Genomic DNA, 23,591 nt, shown 5'->3' on the forward strand with positions numbered 1-23,591 from the left:
GTTTTTTTGTGTCAGACTTAGAGTTTTGAATAAAGATGATATAGGAAGAGTCTACCAAATATGAATAAACAGGTAGAAATTTTCACCGATGGTTCCTGCCTCGGTAATCCCGGCCCCGGCGGATATGGTGTTTTACTTCGTTATAAACAAAAGGAAAAAACCTTAAATGGGGGTTATTTCCGTACAACCAATAACCGGATGGAGCTGATGGCCGCTATTGCCGCACTGGAAGCTCTTAAAGAACCCTGCTCAATCACTCTTACCACTGACAGCCAGTATGTTCGTCAGGGAATTACCCAATGGATACATAACTGGAAAAAACGGGGCTGGAAAAAAGCTGATAAATCCCCGGTGATCAATGTCGATCTGTGGCAACGACTGGATAAAGCAATTGCGCCCCACGAAATTGAATGGCATTGGGTCAAGGGGCATACCGGTCATCGTGAAAACGAATTGTGTGATGAACTCGCCCGCGCAGCGGCTAACGCTCCGACCCAAACAGACAGTGGCTATATTGAATAAAGCTATACACTTCGTCTTTCAAAAGTTAATCGCGCTGATGAGAGTTTTTCACTACTCCCAGAGCATTACTGAATTTCGGTTTCAACAATCTTACCCGCATGGGATTGAGCGTCAAAGGTATTGTCCGCTTGCGGGCAATAATCACATTCAGGCAGCCAAACAGTGATGACGAAGATTCATATGGATTATTGGCACTTTTCCACGGTAAAACATGGAAATTAGCGTGATAAAGAACTTCATAGTTCAACAAGCGAAGCCAATCCAATTGACGTAGTCTGGAAAACATTTGAGCTTGATAAAACCGCCTGTGGCACACACCTGAAATAATTTTTTTCAAACCCAGCAGACTGATCGGGTTAAAGCCAGAGATAATTAACCAGCCATCATCAATCATGATCCTATCAACTTCTCTAAGCAACCAGTGAGGATCAACACTATAAGACAGCATATGCGCCAGTAAACAGGCATCAACCGACTTAGCCTCAAAAGGGAGATAATGAGGATCGGCAATCACATTCATGCTTTCACCTTTCAATCCCACATTAACCTGATGGCTGATTAGGCACGAGTGGCTGTCAATTTCTACACTTAAATTCCCGATTTTCACTAAATGAAAACCAAAAATTTTCGGCCACCACGGTTCCAATTGACGTTCCAAAGCGACACGGTAATACTCACCCCATGGTAATTCAGCCCAGGAAGCAGGCGGGGTTATTTGTTTGATTGCACGTGTTGATTGCATGTCATCTTCCTTCCAACCTACTATACTCTCCGTCTTTCAAGTTGCCTCTTTGTTGGCGGCGCTCACTGACCTCCACGATGCATCTTGAAACCCATTAAGAATAAAATCGATTGCTAAACGAGGCATATAATGAAGCTTATCAGGCTCCCAGCCCTTTCAGATAACTACATTTGGTTACTTTGTGACGAGAACAAGCATTGTGTCATTATCGATCCTGCTGAATCACACCCTGTTATGGATATTTTAGCAGCCAACCAACTTATTCCCGTTGCTATCCTGTTGACGCACCATCACCATGATCACGTTGGTGGTGTTGCTGGGCTACTTAAACAATATCCGACCTTACCTGTATATGGCCCAGAAGAGACTCAAAGTAAAGGGGCAACTCACGTTGTGCATGAAAATGATCTTATTGAAACAGATGATTTTTCCTTTCGGGTTATTGCACTACCGGGTCATACCCTTGGACATATTGCTTTCTATCAGGCTCCTTATCTATTTTGTGGCGATACCTTGTTTTCAGCAGGTTGTGGCAGGCTCTTCGAAGGTACTGCTGAACAGATGTTTTCTTCCCTAGAGAAAATTGCCTCACTGCCTGATGAAACATTGATCTGCTGTGCCCATGAATATACCGCCGCGAATATGAAATTTGCACTGGCTGTATTACCCGAAAACCAGACTATTAACGATTATCATAAGAAAATTATCGAGTTACGCATAAAAGATCAGGCAACAGTCCCGACCACATTGAAAACAGAGCGAAAAATTAACGTTTTTTTAAATTGTCACGATATTGATTTACAAAAAAATATCGGTATTAAACCTAATTCAATACCACTTTATTCTGTTTTTCAGCAATTAAGGGCCTATAAAGATCGATTTTAACTTTTTTGGGTTGTCTTCTGCGTAATAGGTCAGTATCATTGCTCACCTTTTAAGCAAACATCAAAGCAGAATATGAAGACAAAAGCGATCCTATTCGCATCTGTCTTGCTTGCCGGGTGTCAGTCGGGGCTACAGCCAAAGCCCGCTTCCCAGCAGCATACACAGAAAATGTCTTCGACGAATCAGAAAACAATCGGTATTGCAGAACCAGAGGAAACTGCAAACTGGAAGGAGAGTCCGACAGCTCAACAAGATTTGTGGGGACATATCCGTGATGAGTTGAAGATGGAAATTCCTGATAATAACAGGGTGCGTGAACAACAGAATTATTACCTGAAACACAAGAGTTATCTCCAAAATGTGGCGTTACGCGCGGAACCATATATGTATTGGATCGTTGAGCAGATTGATCAACGAAATATGCCTATGGAAGTGGCCTTGCTTCCCATAGTGGAGAGTGCTTTTAATCCTCATGCTACATCTTACGCCAACGCGGTTGGCTTATGGCAGATTATCCCCAGCACAGGCCGGCATTATGGTCTGACACAGGATAAGTGGTACGATGCGCGTCGTGATGTTGCGGCATCCACAACCGCAGCCCTAGACATGCTTGAGCGTTTGAATGTACGTTTTAACGGGGATTGGTTACTGACTATAGCTGCTTATAACAGTGGTGAAGGCCGTGTTGCACGGGCAATCAAAGAAAATCAGTCTAAGGGGAAACCAACAGATTTCTGGTCATTAGCATTGCCACGTGAAACGATGCATTACGTGCCTAAGATACTGGCGCTCAGTAATGTTATTCGTCAAAACGAAAGATATAGCCTTACATTACCGAAACCCAATAATCAGCAGGCACTCGCCAAAATTGAGGTTGGGCAGCAAATCACGCTCTCACAGGCGGCTGAATTGTCCGGGCTTTCCTTGACCTCCATGAAAGCTTATAACCCCGGTTATAAGCAGGGTATGACATCTCCTCATGGGCCGCATTACATTATGTTGCCAAAAGAGAATGCGGGTCAGTTCAAACACTCGCTGACAGATCAGAGTGTTTTGAAAGAGATCAGGCTGGCTGTTGCGAAAAATATTCGTCAGTTACATCAGCAAAGTCATTATACCGTTCGTTCAGGTGATACCTTATCTGCGATTGCAAAACGGTTTAAGACATCTCACCATCAACTACAGAGATTGAACGGTCTGAAGACCGCTGACAGGCTCAGAATCGGGCAAGTTCTGAAGGTGAATATCAGTGAACCTATTAAATATCAGGTTCGCAAAGGGGATTCTTTTACCAGCATTGCTAAACGGCATGGTGTAAATCTTAATGACCTGATGAACTGGAATAAGGACATCAAGCACAAAGATATGAAACCGGGTCTGGCGTTGACGCTTTACCTCAAATAAAATACCTTTCCCGCCAGAACATAACTCCCTGTTAATCAGGGAGTTTTTCTTTAATTGATTTGTAACTTTAATTTATAGTAACCTTGATTTAAAACGCAGTTACAAATATCCCTCCACCTATCTATTAGCAGAGTGGTCAATATTATGTCTTGGGAAAAGGTTTTTATACTGTTGTGTAGTTCCGATCCATCTATTTATCAAGCCGCTGATGCAGCCAGAAGACGTTATCGGGTAAACCTCTCACGATGTTATGCCTACCGGGGGATCAGCAATTTCTTGCCGCTAGATAGCACCCCACCTCCATTTAGACACTGTGACCTTAATTCCAAGTTGCTCATTTTTGCTCATGGCACACCTAATGACACAATTTATATAGAAGAAGATAGTGAATATAACGGCAGGCAACTTGCTGACCTTCTTTTTAGCTGCGGGTTAAAAAACATCGGCTTAGTCTCAATCAAAGCCTGTAGAAGTGGTTTGGGAAATTTTCTACCGACTTTTGTCCGCTACTTCACAAAGAAAGCCAAAATTGGTTGGGCGATAGGATATAAAGGCGATATCTTCACTTCCAGAAATGGAAAACATATTTATTCGTCACGATTAGATATGTGGACACGTACATTAATCCATTACAAACTACCAGATAGCTACAGAATACGTATTATTGAAGGAAATACACCTGTTATTCATCCCGATAGCCGAAGATATAACAATTTTACCGGAGTGAACCTTACTGATGACTAATTTATCACGGCTTCCTCTGCTCTGACTGATTCGATCTTGATGAAAAATATGGGAAACAGCAAAGTATCGTGTAAAAATCGTAATTTATTACACATGGTCAATAATTGCACTTAATTAATAAAGGAACATTACTTTGTTATCACTCAGTCACGAAAAAAATAGCCTTCCTGATAGTTTTAATGAAATATACCAATCCCTGTTACTTCCCACCGGAGCTCATCTAAGCTCTCATCCCTACCGGGAAAATGAAAGTCATGACTATGACGCAATGCGATTCGGTATTGATGGAAAATCAATTATTTTTCGTCAGGCTAAAATCACGCCACGCAAAATTGGTCAATTCGTTACATTATGGAAAAGGCCTTCTCCTAACGCAGAAATAATGCCATTAGACGCTAAAGATAATATTGATTTTTGCCTGATAGCCACTTTTACAGAGGATAAAAAAGGTATTTTTCTATTTGATTCAGATATTCTGATCAAGAAAGGTGTATTTTCTTCTGGAACGAAAGAGGGGAAAAGGGCTATTCGAATCTATCCTTCTTGGGATTTTCCCGATTCTAAACAGGCAACTCAAACCCAAAAATGGCAATCATCTTATTTTATCAACTTAGATAATCCATTAGCTGCCATTGAGAAATTAAAGAATATATTATCCAATTAAAAAAATAACTCAGGTATATTATTAATATATAAAAATCATTTGAAATAACGATTAAACTTAGGTATACCGTTATCCTTCCAAAAATAAGGATGTCATACATGTATAAAAATGGTTATTTTGTTACAGCAGAAATTAGAGCTAAAGAAAATACAGACCTTAATGTCGTTATCAGAGAGTTAAAAGCCTTACAAGAAAAAACACTGTCAGAACCGGGATGTGAAATATTCTTCATTCACCAATCAAATGAAAATCCAAACACATTTATCATGTGGGAGAAATTCACTAGCCCTGAAGCGTTAAAAAAACATTTTGAATATGACCATACCAAGTATTATTTATCACTCGACTTAACAGAAGTTATTCAGGTTTTTACTACCGATACGATTTAACTCTACACAATGGATTTCAAGATGCATCGTGGAGGTCAGTGAGCGCCGCCAACAAAGAGGCAACTTGAAAGACGAAGTGTATACATTCAAATACTCTACAATCCTCATCTTATATAAGGGGTCTCTCATGGTTACTCGAATAAATTATTCCAGCCTCCCACAAGTGAAAGGCCCTTATGTACATGCAGTAAAACACCAAGGGTTACTCTATATTTCAGGGCTGACCGCACTGGGTACAGAATCACAACAGCATGGTGTTGAAGCACAGACTCTGACTATTCTCCAACAAATAACCTCCATTCTTGAACAAGAAAAATGTCACAAATCTGATCTGATTAAATTTACGATCTTCGTCAAGGATATCAACCAGCTTCCGCTTATCCGTCCTTTATTATTTAACTTCTGTGAAGGAAATTTACCAGCGTGTTCTCTGGTAGAAATATCAAATCTTATTCATCAGGATTTACAAATAGAAATTGAATCAATTGTTGCTGTCAGGGGCTGATTCATATTAAGCAGGCGGTAAGTCGTTAATCGGTTTATTTTCAATGCTGCCTTGTGTGCAATACAGTAAGGCAGCATATTTGTGTAGCCTAGTTTAAGTTCTCAACCCTCTGCCGGATTCAATTAAATACCAGGCCAGTAAATAAAACCCAAGTATAAATACACCCAGCATACCCAGTGTCATAGCCAGAGAGACATCCGCAATACCGAGGAAACCATAGCGGAATCCACTGATCATATACACGATAGGGTTTAGCTTTGATACCATCTGCCAAAATTCAGGCAACAGCGTCAGAGAATAAAAGACGCCACCCAAATAAGTCAGCGGAGTCAGAACAAACGTCGGGATGATACTGATATCATCAAAAGTTTTCGCAAAAATGGCATTCAATAATCCAGCTAGCGCAAATAAAATCGATGTTGCTAACAGAGTTATGACTACCATTCCCCATGAATGAATCTCTAATGGCACGAAAAACAGGGAAACCAGCGTCACTAAAATACCCACAAATACACCACGCGCAACACCACCACCGACAAATCCGGCAATAATCACATGGGTCGGTACAGGAGCAACCAAAACTTCCTCAATACTGCGCTGAAATTTAGCCCCAAAGAAAGAAGAGGAAACATTTGAATATGAGTTAGTGATCACTGACATCATGATCAACCCGGGAACGATAAACTGCATATATGTGAATCCCCCCATTTCACCAATCCGGGAACCGACTAAGTTACCGAAAATAACAAAATAGAGAGACATGGTAATCACAGGAGGCAATAGGGTTTGCACCCAAATTCGACCAAAGCGGGTAATTTCCTTAATCCAGATGGTTTTCAATGCCACCCAATAAAGTTGGATCATGAACGAGCTCCTTGGCTATTATTTGTTAACCCAACAAACAGCTCTTCCAAACGATTCGCCTTGTTGCGCATACTGTTAATCTGAATACCCTGCGTACTTAATTGGGAAAAAACATCATTTAGTCCCTGACCTCGTTTCACATCGACTTCTAGCGTAATTGTGTCAACCAAGCGATAACTATAGCCCTCAAGCGTAGGTATATTTCCTTCAGGTACTAAGTCGAGTAAAAATGTTTCTACTTCAAGTCGGCTGAGTAGATCTTTCATGCTGGTATTTTCCACCAGCTCACCATTCTGGATAATGCCAATATTGCGGCAGAGCATTTCAGCTTCTTCCAGATAGTGAGTCGTCAGAATAATCGTGGTTCCCTGCTCATTAAGAGATTTCAGAAAGTCCCACATAGAGCGGCGTAGTTCGATATCAACACCCGCTGTCGGTTCATCCAGAATTAATAATTTAGGCTGATGCATCAAAGCGCGGGCGATCATCAGACGGCGTTTCATTCCTCCTGACAGACGAATTGCACGTTCATTACGTTTGCCCCAGAGATCCAATTGTGACAGATAAGTTTCCGCTCTACTTTGTGCCACATTGCGCGGTACACCGTAGTATCCCGCCTGATTCAGCACAATCTGAATCACAGTTTCAAATGGGTTAAAGTTAAATTCCTGCGGGACTAACCCCAGTTGCCGTTTAGCATTGACTAAATCCGTATCAATATCGTAACCGAATACATTAACTTTACCGCTGCTTTTATTGACCAGAGAACTAATAATGCCGATAGTCGTTGATTTCCCGGCACCATTTGGCCCTAAAAGTGCGTAAAAATCGCCGGTTTCCACTCGCAGATCAATCCCACGCAGTGCTTTTACTCCACCTTTATAGGTCTTCGTAAGCTGCGTCAATTCCAATGCATAAGCCATAAGTAAACAACACCTTTATTTTTTTGCTATTTTTGAGTGCAAGGGACAGATTATGCCATTCTTTTCCTTGCACTTCTTTTCAATGATAGGGATCAACTCAAAAACATTACTCAATTAAATATTAAATTCTCAATTAATGTTGTATATGATTCTATCTCAAAAATGTTGCCAGGCTATTAGTCATGATGAGAAAAATTGAAGAGCTGTTTGCCCGGAACAAGCAGTGGTCAGAGTCCGTAAATGAAGAAAATCCGCATTTCTTCAAGGAATTATCGAAAGCACAAAAGCCACACTTTCTGTGGATAGGCTGTTCTGATAGCCGTGTGCCTGCTGAAAAACTGATTGATGCGGCACCGGGTGATCTGTTCGTTCACCGAAATGTTGCAAATCTAGTTATACACACCGATTTAAATTGTTTATCTGTTGTGCAGTACGCTGTCGATGTTTTACAGGTTGAACATATAATCATCTGTGGTCATTACGGATGCGGGGGTATTGAAGCAGCAGTAAACGGGACTGAATTAGGTTTAATCAATAACTGGCTGCTCCATATTCGGGATTTGTGGTACAAACACAGCTCAATGCTTGGTGAATTGCCACCTAATGATCGGCTGAATCGCCTGTGTGAGCTGAATGTGATTGAACAGGTTTATAATCTGGGTCATTCAACCATTATGCAGTCAGCGTGGAAGCGTGGACAAAAAGTCATGATCCATGGCTGGGTATATGGCTTGAAAGATGGCGAATTGCATGATTTGGATATTACCGCAGACAGCCGTGAAAAACTGGAGCTTAATTACCGTCAGGCTATCTCTAAGCTGGCTCGTAAAAAGTAACAAGTTCCCGTCAAAATAAATGGCAGCAAAAGCTGCCATTTATTGACTACACAGGTCCCTGTTTGCACCATCGCAAAAATTTACTCTTCCAGCAGAGTAACATGACCGATATAAGGCAAATGGCGATAACGCTGAGCATAGTCAATGCCATAACCCACCACGAATTTGTCTTCAATTGAGTAACCGATCCACTCAACCGGCACATCAACTTCACGACGGGATGGTTTGTTCAGTAACGTACAAATTGCCAGAGAATTTGGTTCACGAAGAGACAGAATCTCACGGATTTTATTCAGTGTATTCCCGGAATCGATAATATCTTCAACGATTAACACATCTTTACCACGAATATCTTCATCCAGATCCTTCAGGATCTTCACATCGCGGGTAGAATCCATTCCATTGCCATAGCTGGATGCGGTCATAAAATCCACTTCATGAGAAACCTGAATTTCACGACACAAATCTGCCATGAAAATAAACGATCCTCTCAGCAGGCCAACTAATACCAGCTCACGATCGCTATTGCGATAATGTTCCGTAATCTGTTGCCCCAATTCAGCAATACGTTGTTTAACCTCCTGCTCGGAGATCATCACTTCTACAATATGTTTCAATTTCACATACCTATTTGTTTTAAAACAATAAACCCATCTTTAATTATGTGATAAATCACCAATATTGATACACCGAGTGATATACAGTTAGTCGCACAAAGACGGACACATAAGAAAATATGAGAACAAAATATTTGCGGAGTATACCAGAAGGAATCGATTGCGGTAAAAGAAGAAGCCAAGCTGAGTACGACAACCTTAGCCCGCATTATTTCATGATGGCGTTCTTTCTAACACCGAGAGAGGTATTACATCAGTTATGTAGGCCTGCATATGACGGCACAATTTGGTTTACTGATCCCTCCTATGGAAGCCTCAGTGATCAAATAGGCCGCATAATGTCGTTATGCGGCCTATCTTATTAATGTGTTCTCATCCCGGCACTGTACATGAGTAATTTAAACAGTGTTGCAACGATCCCCAGACTTAATACACTTGCTAACCAGATAGTTATCATCCACCCCAGTTTCTTATACCAACGGGAATCACTCCGATTTTCTATCTGAGGTAAATGAATATTAGTGATAGTTTTCACCTGATTTAACTTTTCCTCGGAAGACATAATAACTCCAACTTGTATAACCTAAGACAACGGGAATAATTAATAACCCACCCACTAACATAAACCCTTGGCTTTGTGGTGGAGAAGCGGCATCCCAGATAGAAACAGATGGTGGAATAATATTAGGCCACAGGCTGATACCTAAACCGGAAAAACCTAAAAATATCAATAATAAGGTCAGTAAAAATGGCGCATAGTTACCATAGTTATAGGCACTACGAACAAGGCACCATGTGCTGACTAAAACTAATAATGGAACCGGCAGCAAGAAGTAGAGATTAGGTAAACTGAACCAGCGCGAAGCAATATCTGCATGTGCCAAAGGTGTCCAGATGCTAATAACAGCAATGATAGCCAATAAAGCGAGGGCTAAATAAACGGTCAATGAGCACATCTTACGATGCAACCGGTACTCGGTTTTCATTATTAACCATGAGCTGCCCAATAAAGCATAAGCAATAATCAACCCAAAACCACAAAATAGCGGAAACGGTGCTAACCATGAGAGTGCTGAGCCACTAAAATGGCGGCCTGTTACTTCAAAACCATTAATCACCGCACCAACGGTAATACCCTGACAAAATGTCGTCAGCAGTGAACCACCGATAAAAGCACGATCCCAGAAAGCGCGATGTTCTGGCAGTGCTTTAAAACGGAATTCAAAAGCAACTCCACGGAAAATAAGCCCGACTAGCATCAGTGTCAGCGGAATAGTTAATGCATCAATAATGACAGAATAAGCCAGTGGAAAAGCGCCATAGAGCGCAGCACCACCTAATACCAGCCACGTTTCATTTCCATCCCATACAGGGGCAACAGTATTAACCATCACATCCCGTTCGGTGGGATCTTTGGTAAAAGGCAATATGATACCGATACCCAGATCAAAGCCATCAGCAACAATGTACATCAATGTGGCGAAGATAATGATGACAAACCAGATAATAGAAAGATCAATACCCATTCTGTTTTTCTCCACTAAGCGGTTGCTGCATTTCAGAATGACTTGGCGATGCTATTTCTTCGGGCCCCTGTTTCACCAGACGCATCATATAAAAATACCCAATACCGAAAACAGAAAAATAGACCAGAATAAAGAGCAATAAACTTAAGCTCATTTGCATATCGCCGTGCGCTGAAACAGCCTCTTTTGTCCGCTGTAACCCATAGACCACCCACGGTTGTCGGCCAATTTCGGTAGTAAACCAACCAGCAAGAATTGCGATTAAGCCAGAAGGCCCCATGCAAAGAGCAAAGCGTAAAAATGCACGAGAACGGTATATTCTCTGTTTTTTCCGCAGAATGACGCCTGTTAATCCTAACAAAATCATTAGCATACCAAGACCTGCCATGACTCGGAATGACCAGAAAATAATGGTGGAGTTAGGTCTGTCTTCAGGAGGAAAAGACTTAAGAGCGGGAATTTGTCTTTCCAGACTATGAGTCAGGATCAGGCTACCCAGATAAGGAACTTCCAGTGCATATTTGGTTTTCTCTTCATTCATGTCTGGTATACCAAATAAGATCAGTGGTGTTGCTTCACCCGGTGTATTACTCCAATGCCCTTCAATAGCTGCAATTTTTGCTGGCTGATGTTCAAGGGTATTCAATCCATGTGCATCACCGATAACCGCCTGAATGGGAGCAATAATTAAAATTAGCCATAACGCCATAGAAAGCATTTTACGTACAGGCGCTGTGTCCTTGCCACGCAACAGTAACCAAGCCGCACAGGCCGCGATAAACAAGGCACTGGCAAGGAATGCACCGACAGACATATGTAACAGGCGGTAAGGAAATGAAGGATTAAATATTATCTGTAACCAGTTATCAGGAATAACAATATCATTTTCGATGTGATATCCCTGAGGTGTTTGCATCCAGCTGTTTGAAGAAAGGATCCAGAAGGTAGAAATAATGGTTCCTATTGCCACCATACAAGTGGCAAAAAAGTGTAGTTTTCTACCGACCTTATTCCAACCAAATAACATGATGCCGAGGAAGCCAGCTTCAAGAAAGAAGGCGGTAAGCACCTCGTAAGTCAATAACGGGCCTGTAATGCTGCCGGCAAATTGTGAGAATCCGCTCCAGTTTGTGCCGAACTGATACGCCATTACCAAACCGGAAACAACCCCCATCCCAAAGTTAACGGCAAAAATTTTTATCCAGAAGTGATATAGCTTCAGATAACTTTCCTCTTTTGTTTTTAGCCATAAACCTTCTAAGATTGCAAGAAAACTGGCTAGGCCAATGGTTAAAGCCGGAAAGATAATATGAAATGACACAGTGAAAGCGAATTGGATCCTGGCAAGATGAAAAGCGTCTAATCCGAACATAACGCCTCCATCAGCATTAATATATGTGCGATGATATTTATCATTATTTATTTTACCTGATTGTTAGTTTGTTTTTTAATAAAAACAAACCTCAATATTGAGGTTTTATAATACCTACCCATAGATATTACAAAGTTAGCTTTTTAATGAACAGGTGACTTCCATTAATACATTAACCCAAACTCTCCTTTCGTTATTTCTCATTTTTCAATATTCATTTAATTCAATAACACCAATATATATCAAGTCATATAACGCCATATGTTTCTGCTGTATTAATATTTGTGTAATCTCTTAATTTTCAACGTCTTTTCCAAGCCATTTGTTTTTATTTTTATAGTGGCATGTATTTTTAACCCATTGTATCTCAGAGTCAAATAAATTAAGTTTATCGAATGATAGATGGTATCTATGATAAAAATAAGTCCAAATCATTTTTATTGACTTTACAAATATCTTGTTCTAATGTTCTAAAGAACAGAAAAGAACGTTTATATTTAAAACCTTCTCAAAAGTAAATTTAATATTTTTTTATTCATTTTTTGTAAAGCAAAGTTAATATTTACTTATCTTTTTATATATGACTTATCTTTTTTATTTTGTAATATCTATTCGTTGATATACCTATCTCGATTCAAATATTCACCTGCATATTCTTATAAAAAAGATTATTAATAAATGTTAGGAATGTAGATATGAGTAAAAATAAATCAACCGTGCCGGGTGTACATCCTTATCATGGCCCCGCAGGCGGATGGGGAGCATTAAAAGCAACGGCGATTGCTGTTCGTACTCAGATGGACGCTTTTGTTGCACCAAAGACCTTACTAAATACTAACCAACCTGACGGTTTTGATTGCCCCGGGTGTGCCTGGCCTGATAAAGAACACAACTCTACATTCCAGTTTTGTGAGAATGGCGCAAAAGCCGTTACGTGGGAAGCCACCAAAAAACGTGTCACTCCTGAGTTTCTGGCTGAAAATACCGTGAGCACTTTACTGGAAAAATCAGATTATGAATTGGAAGGATACGGTCGGTTAACTCATCCACTGGCTTATGATGCTGCCACCGATACACTGGTTCCTGTTTCGTGGGAAGCGGCATGTCATCGTATCGGTGAAATTTTAAGAGAAATACCATCACCTTCTGAGGTCGAATTTTACACATCAGGACGCGCTTCGAATGAAGCAGCCTATTTATTTCAGCTCTTTGCCAGAGAATACGGCACAAATAATTTCCCGGACTGCTCCAATATGTGCCATGAACCTACCAGTGTAGGGCTGCCTCAATCCATTGGCATTGGTAAAGGTACTGTCTCATTAGATGATTTTGATAAAACTCAGCTGATTATTTCTATCGGCCATAATCCCGGGACTAACCACCCACGGATGATGGGAACATTGCACGAAGCTGCTCGCCGTGGTGTGCCTATTGTGGTGTTTAATCCACTGCGTGAACGCGCCTTGGAACGTTTTACCGATCCGCAAAACATGATTGAAATGGCGACCTATAGCTCAACGAATATCGCCTCTTCTTACTATCAGGTAAAAGCGGGAGGTGATGCAGCAGCGCTGAAAGGCATCATGAAAGTCTTATTGGAATGGGATGAAAAACGCGGGAATATTCTCGATCATGAGTTTATCACAACACATACCATGGGATTTGATGCAGTCAAAGAAGAGCTGCGCTGTACTTCCTGGCAAGATATTGAGAATGAAAGTGGCATTTCTCAGGCCGATATTGAAAATGTTGCGCTGTTGTACGCTAATTCAGATGCGACCATCGTCACTTATGGTATGGGAATCACTCAGCATAATAAAGGAACCGCGAACGTCCGGTTAATTGCCGATTTGCTACTCATGAAAGGCAATATCGGCAAATCTGGTGCAGGAATATGCCCACTGCGCGGCCACTCTAATGTTCAGGGTAACCGCACCGTTGGCATTACAGAAAAACCATCGCCAGAATTCTTACAAAAACTGGAAGAAGTCTTCGGGTTCAAACCCCCTTATGAGCACGGGCACGATGCGGTTAAAGCGATGCAAGCGATGGTGGACGGGCGCGTGAAGGCACTGCTTTGTCTTGGTGGAAACTTTGCAGTGGCGTTACCTGATCCTGAATTATCATTTTCAGCAATGAAAAAACTCGACCTGAGTGTACATATCGGAACTAAACTTAATCGCTCCCATTTACTGGTGGCGAAAGAAACCTTTATTTTACCTTGTTTAGGCAGAACTGAATTAGATATCAGGGAGTTAGGGCGACAATCTATTACTGTCGAAGATTCCATGTCAATGGTTCATGCATCATCGGGAAAATTAACGCCCGCATCACCACTGTTAAAATCAGAGCCTGTTATTGTGGCTGAAATGGCAGCAGCCACGTTACTGCATAGTAAAACACCATGGTTACGCTATACCGAAAGCTACGATCTTATCCGTGATTTGATTGAGAAAACTATTCCTGGGTTTGATAACTATAATCAACGCATCCGGGCTCCGGGCGGATTTCGCATGCCATTACCACCAACAGAGCGTATTTGGCCCACACCAACGGGTAAGGCGATGTTTTCTGTGTTTAAAGGAGTGAAAGAAAACGCAGATGTGCTGGGTGAAGATGTATTGCGCCTAATGACTATTCGTAGTCATGACCAATACAATACAACTATTTATGCATTGGATGATCGTTATCGTGGAGTATTCGGGCGACGTGATGTGCTGTTTATGAATGATGTTGATCTGGAAGCCCGGGGTTTAAAACACGGGGATAAAATCAGTATTGAAACGGTGAGCCAAAACAGAAAGTTATCTCTCAAAGATATAACCGTTATTTCATTCAGTATTGCACCGGGCACTGTTGCTGCTTATTATCCAGAAGCAAACATTTTAATTCCATTAGATTATATTGATAAAGAAAGTGGTACACCTTCTTATAAATCAGTGCCGGTAAGAGTTTTTTCACAGCAGGAAAAATAAGCTTAATTCGTTAAAGTTTTCTCAATGATGATAGTCGCACAATAATACGTGCGACTATTTCCTCTCAAGCTTACGTATTTTCATCTACTAAAGTGAAATATATTAACATGCCTAAATATTTATCTTTTCTATATAATCGCACATATTAGCAAAGCAGGTTTCAATTAATACTGAACGAGGCTCTTCTCGGCGGATCAATATGCCAAGTGAGGCATTAATAACAGCATCCTCTATTGGAATAATATCAATATCATTACTTAGTTTTTCCATTTTTTTAGTAATAGGAATGATAGAAGCGCAAAAGCCAGAATTCACGGACTGAATAAGATGCAGAGTAGAATCACTTTCAAGAATTATTTTAGGTTGAATATTATAACGCTGAAATGCAAGATCGATAGATTGGCGAAAATAATTCGCCTGACTGATAAGTGCCAAGGGTAGTGTTGCTACCATTTCCCACGTTACTGTTGGTGTGGCAGGCGTAAATTGTGCCCGGTTAAATAAAAGCCCGAGTTTTGTTTTCTTCAGGGAATAAATATCATGTTGATGAGTATCCGCCTTTTCCAGATAACAAATACCAATGTCTAAACGGTTACTATTGAGATCATCAATAATTTTTTCACTGTGGCCCGAACTTACTTGAAAGCGTATTTCGGTAAATGTTTCAGAAAGATGTTGTAACATTTGCATTGGCTCAATATTAGTCAGAGGAACAATGCCAATACGAAGCTGGCCTAACAATTGTTGGCGAAAATTAGCAGCTTCTGCCTGTAGCCCTTCATAGGCGGACTGCATGGTTTTAGCCCACTTTAATATTTTTTCACCTTCTTCTGTAAATCCTTCAAAACGCGAGCTTCGTTTTATCAAAATGACATCAAGCTCTTTTTCGAGATTTCTGAGTCGCATAGAGAGCGTTGGCTGAGTGACATGACACATTTCTGCCGCTTGTCCGAAGTGCTGAGTTTTATCTAATGCGATTAAATAAAATAACTGTTTAATATCGATGGGATTTTCCTCGGCGATGAGCAGGTAAATGGCTGTAAGTAAAAGACTTACTCATTATATAGCGTTTCACCTGACTCCAAAAATTATCAATACCATTGATGTAATGCTGTCTGATTTTTTATCTATACACTGTAGAGCTATGGTTGATCTTGTTGTGCTTAAAATCAAGCAATTAAAATAGCTCACATCTAACACATCATATCTGGAAAAATGATCGACATAGATGATATATCAGGGTAAATTTCGGGCCCGGTAACTGATAATAATACACATAATTTTGCATCCGAATTGCCTTAGTGTAAATTGAAGCCTGTCGCATTAGCAGGGAAATTTCGCTCGAAAGTATCTTGTTTGATTGATTTTTCTTGTTACTGATAAATACCCATTATTCATCAAATTTGCATATGATTCGAATTTCATTACCCACAAGATTTTCCTAAGTCAGGGAAATAAAGTTTGGCTAATGAAGATATTAATATGTTAACTTAGTCAAAACGGTAGAAAATCAATATAATAGGAACTATGAGAAAATTTTCATTATTGACCTACGCCTTGGTTCTGTTTGGTTTCACACAACCTGTGAAAGCTTTGTCCGAAAGTGAAGCGGAAGATCTTGCTGATCTCACAGCCGTTTACATCTACCTAAAATATGATTGTGGCTATAGCCAGATCCCAGATAGAGAAATCAGGCGTACGGTTGTCTATTTTGCCCAGCGTAATAAATGGGATCTCGGGAATTATGATGGTCAGTTAATGGAGGAACTGAATCAGCAGGGCTACAACGATCTGAAGGGAATCGACCTGCCTCATGAGGTAAAATGCCGCTCTCTTGCACGCCGCTCCCTCAGCCTGCTTGCTTATGTAAAATAATTTTATTGTCACTCTCTGGCAAATATCACAGTGCAACTAATTCTGTTGTTGGCTATTATGTGCGCCTCATAATTATGGGGACCACAATGGGGGAATACCAATAGATGTCACAGAAAAGCATTTGGTATGAGACATTACATACCAATTTTGGTCAGTATTTCACGGTTGAAAATGTGCTCTACCACAATAAAACCGAGCATCAGGATCTCATTATTTTTGAAAATGCGGAACTGGGTCGCATTATGGCTCTTGATGGCGTAGTACAAACGACTGAACGCGATGAGTTTATTTATCATGAAATGATGGCCCATGTACCACTATTTGCTCATGGAAATGCCAAACGCGTTTTGATTATCGGTGGTGGGGATGGCGGAATGTTGCGTGAAGTTTGCCGCCATCAATATCTCGAAAGCATCACTATGGTAGAAATTGATGCCGGAGTTATCGAATTCTGCCGCCAATACCTACCAAACCACAATGCAGGGGCTTACGATGATCCCCGTTTCAAACTTGTTATTGATGACGGCGTCAACTTTGTCAATACAACCTCTGATAAGTTTGATGTCATCATTTCCGATTGTACCGACCCAGAAGGGCCCGGCGAAAGTTTATTCACATCTGAATTTTATGAAGGCTGTGCTCGCTGTCTGAATGAAGGAGGCGTTTTTGTCGCTCAGAATGGTGTTTGCTTCCTGCAACAGAGCGAAGCCATCACAAGCCACAAAAAACTGAACCACTATTTTGCTGACAGCAGTTTTTATCAGGCTGCTATTCCTACTTATTACGGTGGGATCATGACGTTTGCATGGGCAACGCAAACCCCTGCCCTACGTCAGACGCCTCTGGAAATCCTGCAACAGCGTTTCGAAAATGCGGCGATAACCTGCCGTTACTATACCCCAGCCATACATGCAGGTAGCTTTGCCCTGCCACAGTATTTGCTGGATTCTCTATCTGGAAACCAATAGTCACCCATGCCGGGAGGTGAAGTAAATTGCGTAAACTGAAATTGCACGGCTTTAACAATCTCACAAAAAGCTTAAGTTTCTGTATTTACGATATTTGTTATGCAAAAACGAAAGCCGATCGCGACAGTTATATCGCGTACATTGATGAACAGTACAATGCAAACCGCTTAACTGAAATTCTCAGTGAAACCTGTTCAATCATTGGTGCAAACATTCTTAATATTGCCCGTCAAGACTATGACCCTCAAGGGGCAAGTGTAACCATTCTGATTAGTGAAGAACCCGTCGATCCCAAACTGGTGGATAATACGGAAAACCCGGGGCCTCTTCCTGATTCTGTCGTCGCCCATCTGGATAAGAGCCATATCTGTGTACATACCTATCCGGAAAGCCATCCTGATGGCGGCATATGCACGTTCAGGGCAGATATTGAAGTTTCTACTTGTGGTGTCATTTCACCCCTTAAGGCACTTAATTATCTGATCCATGAACTGGAATCTGACATTGTAACAATGGATTACCGTGTTCGCGGTTTTACCCGGGATATTAACGGAGTAAAACTGTATATCGATCACGAAATTAGCTCCATTCAAAATTACGTGACTGAAGAGATCCAATCTCAATACCATATGATGGATGTGAATATTTTTCAGGAAAATCTTTTTCATACCAAAATGATGCTGAAAGAGTTTGATCTGAATGAATATTTATTCAACACCACAGCTGAAGAATTAAACGAAACAGAAAAGCAGGAAATTATCCGCCTGCTTAAAAAAGAGATACAGGAAATCTACTACGGTCGTAATTTACCAGAGATTTAAATATACTCCTTTCGTTTCAATAAATTTACTGGCAGATATCTTATCTGCCAGTCATATTATTTTCTTCATGCTCATTGTCTTTCCCGTTATCTGGCCAATAAAATCTCAACCTGAAATATTAAGCGTTAATTAAAATATAAAGGGCTTAATTCATCGAATAGTTATAGAGAATAAATACCAAGTTCTGTACTTGTTGTAATTTCAACTCCATAAATTGTTTTAAGATAATTGAGTGCTTCATCCTGATCCGCTTGCAAAAAAACACAAACAGCATCAGATAATACTTTAATACTATAACCGCGAACAAACGCACCATAAGCTGTATGCCGGACACAACAATCAGTATGCTGCCCAGTCAATATCACTTCTGTCACACCATATTGCTCGAAAACAGCGCCAAGATTTGTACCATCAAAAGCACCATAAAACCGTTTAGGGGAGACGATTTCACGCTTTGCTCCGATGGGAGCCAGAGCATCAATAACATCAGCACCCGATGTCCCCCTCATGGCATGCCTACCCCAAATAGCCATTTCCCGGTCATCTTCCAAATGTGAATCATTGGCATATACAACCAACCAATCAGGCTGACTTCTGGCATGGTTGAGCATTTTCTGTATTACAGGAACAATGGGAATGACATTCGCTTCATTTGCGAGAGCGCCCGTTACAAAATCATTCAACATGTCAATTACGATAAGTGCTTTCATTTAGACGACCTTAATTTTACATGAAGAAATATTAGTATAAAATGAAACCACTGTTTATCATTCACTATATATAAGAAAATAGCCACCACAAGATCGCATTATTTAAATAACAAATAAAATGCCTTTCATATCAATACATAGAAAATTTCATTTTATGACTAAATAAAATACAGACTGCTATTCGCAGTATATTCATCTTTCCCGCCTTGTGGAATAAATCACCTAATAAAATTTATTCTTCTTTTATATATTCAGGTTAGTTTAATGACAGTTAACATCAAAAAAACAGATAAATTAAAAAATGAAATAATAACCAATATAAATTAAAAACAATGTAATTAACTAAGGGAACAATCTAATTTGTTATCTTCATTGCAAATTTAACGCATTTAGTTGCACTAAATTTTTTTCATGAACATCATGATATATAAATAATTTATAATAATTACCCTATAACGAAAAATGAAGATAAAAGTTGCACTTATTGATGATCATGTTGTAGTTCGTTCAGGGTTTGCCCAGCTACTGACACTCGAAGATGATATTACAATAGTAGGACAATACAGCAATAGTATAGAAGCATGGCCCGCTCTGCTGAAAAAGAAAATTGATATTGTCATTATGGATATAGCCATGCCGCATGAAAATGGTTTGCAGCTCCTTGCACGGCTACGTCCCGAGCAGCCCAATTTTTGTACTATTATGCTTAGTATTTATGATACAGCAGCTCTTGTGCAAACTGCGCTTGATTCAGGGGCTCGTGGCTATTTGACAAAATGCTGTGGAGCAGAGGAGCTCGTACAGGCTGTACGTACAGTCCATAAGGGAGAAATTTACCTTTGTGCTGATGCAATGAAGGCTTTACGCCAAAAGCCACAAGAATTGGATGTGCTACAAGTACTAACGCCCCGAGAGCGAGAAATTTTTAATCTTTTAATCAATGGGATGAATGCGAGAAATATCGCAGAACAACTTAAACTGAGCCCTAAAACTGTCCATGTCCACCGCGCGAATATTCTCAGTAAATTACAGTGTGACTCCACCATTGAGCTCGTCCATTACGCATTAAAACACCAAATTATTACAGGCTAATAGATGAATTGGAAAACACGCTTTGGTTTGCAATCTCTGTTTTTATTGATTTTCTATTCCATTATCTGGACTTCTCTGTGGATAATCAGTTTTTATCTGAGTAAAAACGGACAACAGGCAGCCCTATTTTTACCACAGGGTCTAAGATTGGTACTTATGATTTTGCTATGGAAACGTTATCTACCAATCCTGATTGGCAGTGAAATAGGGGTATTAATATGTTTATCTATTGAACACTTTATTGTAGATCTGGCTATTTTACTTTCCCCTATTATCAGCGTAGTAACAGTCTTAAGTATTAAACAGATATGGAAACGTTATTCCCTTTATTGGCAACAACTTTCCATCTTACTCGCTTCTGTCATCATCAATAGCTTATTACAAACCCTTTGTCTTAGTAGCTTATTGTCCTGTGAAGCCAGTCTTATTTTTCTCACCTCTCTAACTGGTGGTGTTCTACTATCCCCTTTTATTTATTTGATTTATATATATATATATGAACAAAACTTAAAATCTCAGGATATTACAGATAGCTCGACCTATCCACAACTACATACATCGTTGCTTATGTGGTGCTTTTTATTCAGCTTACTAGGTATTAGTGGACAATTTTTTTTATCCCCTAAAATTGAAGGAATTATATCTATTTTAGTATTCATTCCTAATGTTTTTATGGCCTATCATTATGGCTGGCAGGGAGGGGTATTATCCGCGTTATTAGGGAGCCTCATTGTGACCTTCGCTCGTCAGTTTAGTGGTTCATTCGGTGAATTACAGGAACTAGAAATATTTTTAACAACTCAGGCACTATTAGGTATTGGGCTTGGTATTGCGATCAGCCGTCAACAACAATTAGCAAATAACCTAAGTATCTACCGCATTCAACTGGAGAAAGAACTGACTGCACGTTATACCCTAATGCAGAATTTAGTGCACATTGAAGAAGATACCCGTAAAAAAATTGCCAGAGAATTACATGATGAAATCGGGCAAAACATTACTGCAATTCAAATTCAGTCCACATTAGTAAAACGCACAACAGACTCACCATTAGCAATAAAAGCAGCAGAACAAATTAAATCTCTCGCTCAACAGATCCATCAAGCCACTCGCCAGCTTCTTCGTGAATTACGTCCACCAGCTTTGGATGAAATGTCATTTGAACAGGCAATTCGCCACCTTGTAAGTGAATTCGCATTTGAAGAACAAAACATTGTCTGTCGATTTGATTATCAACTATCGAGGGAGCCTCATAACAGTACTACCATCTTAACTCTGTATCGTCTTGTTCAAGAGCTACTGAATAATATAAGTAAACATGCTAATGCCAGCATTATAATCATCACATTAAAACAACAGAGTAATTTTATTGAACTCCTAGTTAGTGATAACGGAGTCGGTATAGCAGATGATAAGAAAAAGTCAGGATTAGGACTGAAAGGTATTGAAGAACGGATTCACGTTCTGGGCGGACATTGGAAATTAAAAATTGAGCAAGGGACTCATATAACAGTTAATTTACCCATAAATTCTGACCAGTACATTGAATGATCATACTTTGACCTTGGATGTTTAATCTCACTAAATTTTAGTGGTATTAATACATTTTTTATTTTATGGAGACACATTATGCAAGCCAATAGCAATGAACAGATTTCACAAAATTATCGTTATTGGCGACGTCATTTATTGATATCAATGATTATAGGCTATGCCGCATTTCAACTGACACGAAAAAGTCTAAATGTTGTTATGCCTGCCATGCAAATAGAATTTACGTTAGATAAAAATGATCTTGGCTGGATAGCTACGTTATTCTACCTCTCCTACGGCTGTTCAAAATTTGTATCCGGTATTTTCCATGATAATACCGGATACCGCTGGTTTATGGGAATAGGGCTATTAGCAACAGGAATACTTAACATTATATTTGCCTTTTGTTCATCATTATCTGCCATGCTAATTGTCTGGACACTAAATGGTTTTTTTCAAGGATGGGGATGGCCTCCTTGTGCACGACTATTAACTTACTGGTATTCACATAATGAACGAGGGTTTTGGTGGGGTTGCTGGAATATCTCCATAAATATAAGCGGAATTTTGCTAGCATTACTTTCTGCTTTGTTGGCAACTCATTATAGCTGGAGAATTTCACTGTTAATCCCTGGAGTGATTAGCATAATACTAGGTATCTGGTTATGCCGACAGCTAAAAGGTATTCCTCAGGAACATGGCTTACCCAGTGTCGGAGTCTGGAGACAGGATGAAATAGAGTTACGACAAGAAAAGTTATCTCCTTCAATGCCAATGATGAAAATTTTAAAGGAAACCATTGTATTTAATCACACCATCTGGCTGCTAGGGTTTTCCTATATTTTGGTTTATTTCATCAGAACAGCAATACATGACTGGGGAAATATTTGGCTATTAGAAAGACACGGTTCCAATTTACTCAGTGCGAATGCCGCTCTTTCACTATTTGAACTAGGGGGCCTACTGGGTGCTTTTTGTTCTGGATGGAGTTCTGACCTATTCTTCCGCAGCCAGCGTGTTCCTGTGATCTTATTATTCTCTCTTGGTTTATTTTTTTCAGTCACTGCACTATGGCTGGCTCCTATGCAAAATTATCTACTATTATCCATCTGTATTTTCAGTATCGGTTTTTTCGTTTTTGGGCCACAAATGTTAATTGGCTTAGCAGCAACAGAATATTGTCATAAGAAAGCAGCTGGTACAGTTACAGGATATCTAGGTGTGTATGCCTATTTTAGTGCTGCTATTGCAGGCTGGCCATTGAGCCAAATCATTAATCGCTATGATTGGACAGGAATGTTCGCTTTGCTGACTATTGCTGCCGCCGTAATGGGGTTACTATTGTTGCCTCTACTGATATCAGACTCTAATAAATACAACAAGATGCATTCGATAAATAAAAGATAACCTTAAAAAGGTAAGTAGATAACAACTAATGTTAACTGAGTATTAAAATTAATAATCTGACAAACATAAATGGAAAACTACGACATCTATTCAGAGAGTAATTATCCTATATCCAATATTATTTAACAATCACGGAAGTATTAAAATTTGATATACGTGAGTTAAATTTTAGTCTTTCATATATTCAGGATAAAATAACCAAAATAACTCATAGGCT

At 39.9% G+C, this 23,591-nt stretch carries 24 protein-coding genes; 15 read left to right on the top strand and 9 right to left on the bottom strand.

The features are described from left to right. Positions 1-60: 60 nt before the first annotated feature. The gene (gene rnhA / locus AAC855_RS10610; RefSeq protein ID WP_340609529.1) at positions 61-522 is read left to right on the top strand and encodes a ribonuclease HI; all 462 of its coding nucleotides are present in this window, start codon (positions 61-63) and stop codon (positions 520-522) included. A 25-nt stretch (positions 523-547) separates the two neighbouring features. Here rnhA and AAC855_RS10615 read toward each other — a convergent pair whose 3' ends face one another. Next, on the bottom strand, positions 548-1,264 hold the full coding sequence (locus AAC855_RS10615) for a class I SAM-dependent methyltransferase (protein WP_340609531.1): 717 nt from the start codon (positions 1,262-1,264) through the stop codon (positions 548-550). A gap of 129 nt (positions 1,265-1,393) precedes the next feature. Between AAC855_RS10615 and gloB the strand changes: the two genes are divergently transcribed. The 6 genes from gloB (at position 1,394) to AAC855_RS10645 (ending at position 5,855) form a co-directional block, all read left to right on the top strand. Continuing rightward, positions 1,394-2,149: a hydroxyacylglutathione hydrolase gene (gene gloB, locus AAC855_RS10620; protein ID WP_340609532.1), complete on the top strand. Its 756-nt coding sequence runs from the start codon at positions 1,394-1,396 to the stop codon at positions 2,147-2,149. Positions 2,150-2,221: 72 nt separating this feature from the next. Further along, positions 2,222-3,553 carry a murein transglycosylase D gene (gene mltD / locus AAC855_RS10625; RefSeq protein ID WP_340609533.1) on the top strand — a complete coding sequence of 444 codons (1,332 nt, stop codon included), beginning with the start codon at positions 2,222-2,224 and terminating at the stop codon, positions 3,551-3,553. Between the two features lie 144 nt (positions 3,554-3,697). Beyond that, entirely contained in the window at positions 3,698-4,297 is a 600-nt protein-coding gene (locus AAC855_RS10630) for a hypothetical protein (protein WP_340609534.1), read from the top strand. Positions 4,298-4,430: 133 nt separating this feature from the next. Then, positions 4,431-4,961 carry a MepB family protein gene (locus tag AAC855_RS10635; RefSeq protein WP_340609535.1) on the top strand — a complete coding sequence of 177 codons (531 nt, stop codon included), beginning with the start codon at positions 4,431-4,433 and terminating at the stop codon, positions 4,959-4,961. A 98-nt stretch (positions 4,962-5,059) separates the two neighbouring features. Continuing rightward, on the top strand, positions 5,060-5,350 hold the full coding sequence (locus tag AAC855_RS10640; protein ID WP_340609536.1) for a putative quinol monooxygenase: 291 nt from the start codon (positions 5,060-5,062) through the stop codon (positions 5,348-5,350). A 127-nt stretch (positions 5,351-5,477) separates the two neighbouring features. Continuing rightward, positions 5,478-5,855 carry a RidA family protein gene (locus AAC855_RS10645; RefSeq protein WP_340609537.1) on the top strand — a complete coding sequence of 126 codons (378 nt, stop codon included), beginning with the start codon at positions 5,478-5,480 and terminating at the stop codon, positions 5,853-5,855. Positions 5,856-5,948: 93 nt separating this feature from the next. Here AAC855_RS10645 and AAC855_RS10650 read toward each other — a convergent pair whose 3' ends face one another. Continuing rightward, positions 5,949-6,719 (bottom strand): ABC transporter permease, encoded by a 771-nt coding sequence (locus tag AAC855_RS10650; RefSeq protein WP_340609538.1) that lies wholly within the window; start codon positions 6,717-6,719, stop codon positions 5,949-5,951. Further along, positions 6,716-7,642 (bottom strand): ABC transporter ATP-binding protein, encoded by a 927-nt coding sequence (locus AAC855_RS10655; protein ID WP_340609540.1) that lies wholly within the window; start codon positions 7,640-7,642, stop codon positions 6,716-6,718. The genes AAC855_RS10650 and AAC855_RS10655 overlap by 4 nt, the downstream gene beginning before the upstream one ends. A 182-nt stretch (positions 7,643-7,824) precedes the next feature. Between AAC855_RS10655 and can the strand changes: the two genes are divergently transcribed. Beyond that, positions 7,825-8,478: a carbonate dehydratase gene (can, locus tag AAC855_RS10660; RefSeq protein WP_099110459.1), complete on the top strand. Its 654-nt coding sequence runs from the start codon at positions 7,825-7,827 to the stop codon at positions 8,476-8,478. Positions 8,479-8,558: 80 nt separating this feature from the next. On the opposite strand, the gene hpt is transcribed toward can, so the two are convergent. From hpt to AAC855_RS10680, 4 genes are all read right to left on the bottom strand, one after another. Next, on the bottom strand, positions 8,559-9,095 hold the full coding sequence (hpt, locus tag AAC855_RS10665) for a hypoxanthine phosphoribosyltransferase (RefSeq protein WP_099110457.1): 537 nt from the start codon (positions 9,093-9,095) through the stop codon (positions 8,559-8,561). 361 nt (positions 9,096-9,456) lie between these two features. Next, entirely contained in the window at positions 9,457-9,612 is a 156-nt protein-coding gene (locus AAC855_RS10670; RefSeq protein WP_340609579.1) for a DUF2474 domain-containing protein, read from the bottom strand. A 1-nt stretch (position 9,613) separates the two neighbouring features. Next, entirely contained in the window at positions 9,614-10,621 is a 1,008-nt protein-coding gene (gene cydB / locus AAC855_RS10675) for a cytochrome d ubiquinol oxidase subunit II (protein ID WP_340609541.1), read from the bottom strand. Then, on the bottom strand, positions 10,611-11,993 hold the full coding sequence (locus tag AAC855_RS10680; RefSeq protein WP_340609543.1) for a cytochrome ubiquinol oxidase subunit I: 1,383 nt from the start codon (positions 11,991-11,993) through the stop codon (positions 10,611-10,613). The genes cydB and AAC855_RS10680 overlap by 11 nt, the downstream gene beginning before the upstream one ends. A gap of 695 nt (positions 11,994-12,688) precedes the next feature. Between AAC855_RS10680 and AAC855_RS10685 the strand changes: the two genes are divergently transcribed. After that, entirely contained in the window at positions 12,689-14,968 is a 2,280-nt protein-coding gene (locus AAC855_RS10685) for an FdhF/YdeP family oxidoreductase (RefSeq protein WP_340609544.1), read from the top strand. A 111-nt stretch (positions 14,969-15,079) separates the two neighbouring features. On the opposite strand, the gene AAC855_RS10690 is transcribed toward AAC855_RS10685, so the two are convergent. Continuing rightward, positions 15,080-16,003, bottom strand: coding sequence for a LysR family transcriptional regulator (locus AAC855_RS10690; RefSeq protein ID WP_340609580.1), 924 nt, complete (start codon positions 16,001-16,003; stop codon positions 15,080-15,082). A gap of 492 nt (positions 16,004-16,495) precedes the next feature. Between AAC855_RS10690 and AAC855_RS10695 the strand changes: the two genes are divergently transcribed. From AAC855_RS10695 to speD, 3 genes are all read left to right on the top strand, one after another. Continuing rightward, the gene (locus AAC855_RS10695) at positions 16,496-16,843 is read left to right on the top strand and encodes a YacC family pilotin-like protein (protein ID WP_340609545.1); all 348 of its coding nucleotides are present in this window, start codon (positions 16,496-16,498) and stop codon (positions 16,841-16,843) included. A gap of 104 nt (positions 16,844-16,947) precedes the next feature. Next, positions 16,948-17,811: a polyamine aminopropyltransferase gene (gene speE / locus AAC855_RS10700; protein ID WP_340609546.1), complete on the top strand. Its 864-nt coding sequence runs from the start codon at positions 16,948-16,950 to the stop codon at positions 17,809-17,811. A gap of 26 nt (positions 17,812-17,837) precedes the next feature. Further along, positions 17,838-18,632 (top strand): adenosylmethionine decarboxylase, encoded by a 795-nt coding sequence (gene speD, locus AAC855_RS10705; RefSeq protein ID WP_340609548.1) that lies wholly within the window; start codon positions 17,838-17,840, stop codon positions 18,630-18,632. Between the two features lie 161 nt (positions 18,633-18,793). On the opposite strand, the gene AAC855_RS10710 is transcribed toward speD, so the two are convergent. Next, the gene (locus AAC855_RS10710; protein WP_340609550.1) at positions 18,794-19,342 is read right to left on the bottom strand and encodes a cysteine hydrolase family protein; all 549 of its coding nucleotides are present in this window, start codon (positions 19,340-19,342) and stop codon (positions 18,794-18,796) included. A gap of 462 nt (positions 19,343-19,804) precedes the next feature. Here AAC855_RS10710 and AAC855_RS10715 point away from each other — a divergent pair, with 462 nt between their 5' ends. From AAC855_RS10715 to uhpC, 3 genes are all read left to right on the top strand, one after another. Continuing rightward, complete coding sequence (locus AAC855_RS10715) at positions 19,805-20,434, top strand: response regulator (RefSeq protein WP_340609551.1); 630 nt, start codon at positions 19,805-19,807, stop codon at positions 20,432-20,434. Positions 20,435-20,437: 3 nt separating this feature from the next. Then, entirely contained in the window at positions 20,438-21,985 is a 1,548-nt protein-coding gene (locus tag AAC855_RS10720; RefSeq protein WP_340609552.1) for an MASE1 domain-containing sensor histidine kinase, read from the top strand. Between the two features lie 78 nt (positions 21,986-22,063). Beyond that, entirely contained in the window at positions 22,064-23,374 is a 1,311-nt protein-coding gene (uhpC, locus tag AAC855_RS10725; RefSeq protein WP_340609553.1) for an MFS transporter family glucose-6-phosphate receptor UhpC, read from the top strand. Positions 23,375-23,591 lie beyond the last annotated feature (217 nt).

The organism is Xenorhabdus bharatensis (assembly GCF_037996705.1).
In the GTDB taxonomy this organism is placed as follows: Bacteria; Pseudomonadota; Gammaproteobacteria; order Enterobacterales; family Enterobacteriaceae; genus Xenorhabdus; species Xenorhabdus bharatensis.

Bases quoted from the DNA above. Each gene is read 5' to 3' on its own strand.
- rnhA (WP_340609529.1), top strand. From the start codon at position 61: ATGAATAAACAGGTAGAAATTTTCACCGATGGTTCCTGCCTCGGTAAT.
- AAC855_RS10615 (WP_340609531.1), bottom strand. From the start codon at position 1,264: ATGCAATCAACACGTGCAATCAAACAAATAACCCCGCCTGCTTCCTGG.
- gloB (WP_340609532.1), top strand. From the start codon at position 1,394: ATGAAGCTTATCAGGCTCCCAGCCCTTTCAGATAACTACATTTGGTTA.
- mltD (WP_340609533.1), top strand. From the start codon at position 2,222: ATGAAGACAAAAGCGATCCTATTCGCATCTGTCTTGCTTGCCGGGTGT.
- AAC855_RS10630 (WP_340609534.1), top strand. From the start codon at position 3,698: ATGTCTTGGGAAAAGGTTTTTATACTGTTGTGTAGTTCCGATCCATCT.
- AAC855_RS10640 (WP_340609536.1), top strand. From the start codon at position 5,060: ATGTATAAAAATGGTTATTTTGTTACAGCAGAAATTAGAGCTAAAGAA.
- AAC855_RS10645 (WP_340609537.1), top strand. From the start codon at position 5,478: ATGGTTACTCGAATAAATTATTCCAGCCTCCCACAAGTGAAAGGCCCT.
- AAC855_RS10650 (WP_340609538.1), bottom strand. From the start codon at position 6,719: ATGATCCAACTTTATTGGGTGGCATTGAAAACCATCTGGATTAAGGAA.
- AAC855_RS10655 (WP_340609540.1), bottom strand. From the start codon at position 7,642: ATGGCTTATGCATTGGAATTGACGCAGCTTACGAAGACCTATAAAGGT.
- can (WP_099110459.1), top strand. From the start codon at position 7,825: ATGATGAGAAAAATTGAAGAGCTGTTTGCCCGGAACAAGCAGTGGTCA.
- cydB (WP_340609541.1), bottom strand. From the start codon at position 10,621: ATGGGTATTGATCTTTCTATTATCTGGTTTGTCATCATTATCTTCGCC.
- AAC855_RS10680 (WP_340609543.1), bottom strand. From the start codon at position 11,993: ATGTTCGGATTAGACGCTTTTCATCTTGCCAGGATCCAATTCGCTTTC.
- AAC855_RS10685 (WP_340609544.1), top strand. From the start codon at position 12,689: ATGAGTAAAAATAAATCAACCGTGCCGGGTGTACATCCTTATCATGGC.
- AAC855_RS10695 (WP_340609545.1), top strand. From the start codon at position 16,496: ATGAGAAAATTTTCATTATTGACCTACGCCTTGGTTCTGTTTGGTTTC.
- speE (WP_340609546.1), top strand. From the start codon at position 16,948: ATGTCACAGAAAAGCATTTGGTATGAGACATTACATACCAATTTTGGT.
- AAC855_RS10710 (WP_340609550.1), bottom strand. From the start codon at position 19,342: ATGAAAGCACTTATCGTAATTGACATGTTGAATGATTTTGTAACGGGC.
- AAC855_RS10715 (WP_340609551.1), top strand. From the start codon at position 19,805: ATGAAGATAAAAGTTGCACTTATTGATGATCATGTTGTAGTTCGTTCA.
- AAC855_RS10720 (WP_340609552.1), top strand. From the start codon at position 20,438: ATGAATTGGAAAACACGCTTTGGTTTGCAATCTCTGTTTTTATTGATT.
- uhpC (WP_340609553.1), top strand. From the start codon at position 22,064: ATGCAAGCCAATAGCAATGAACAGATTTCACAAAATTATCGTTATTGG.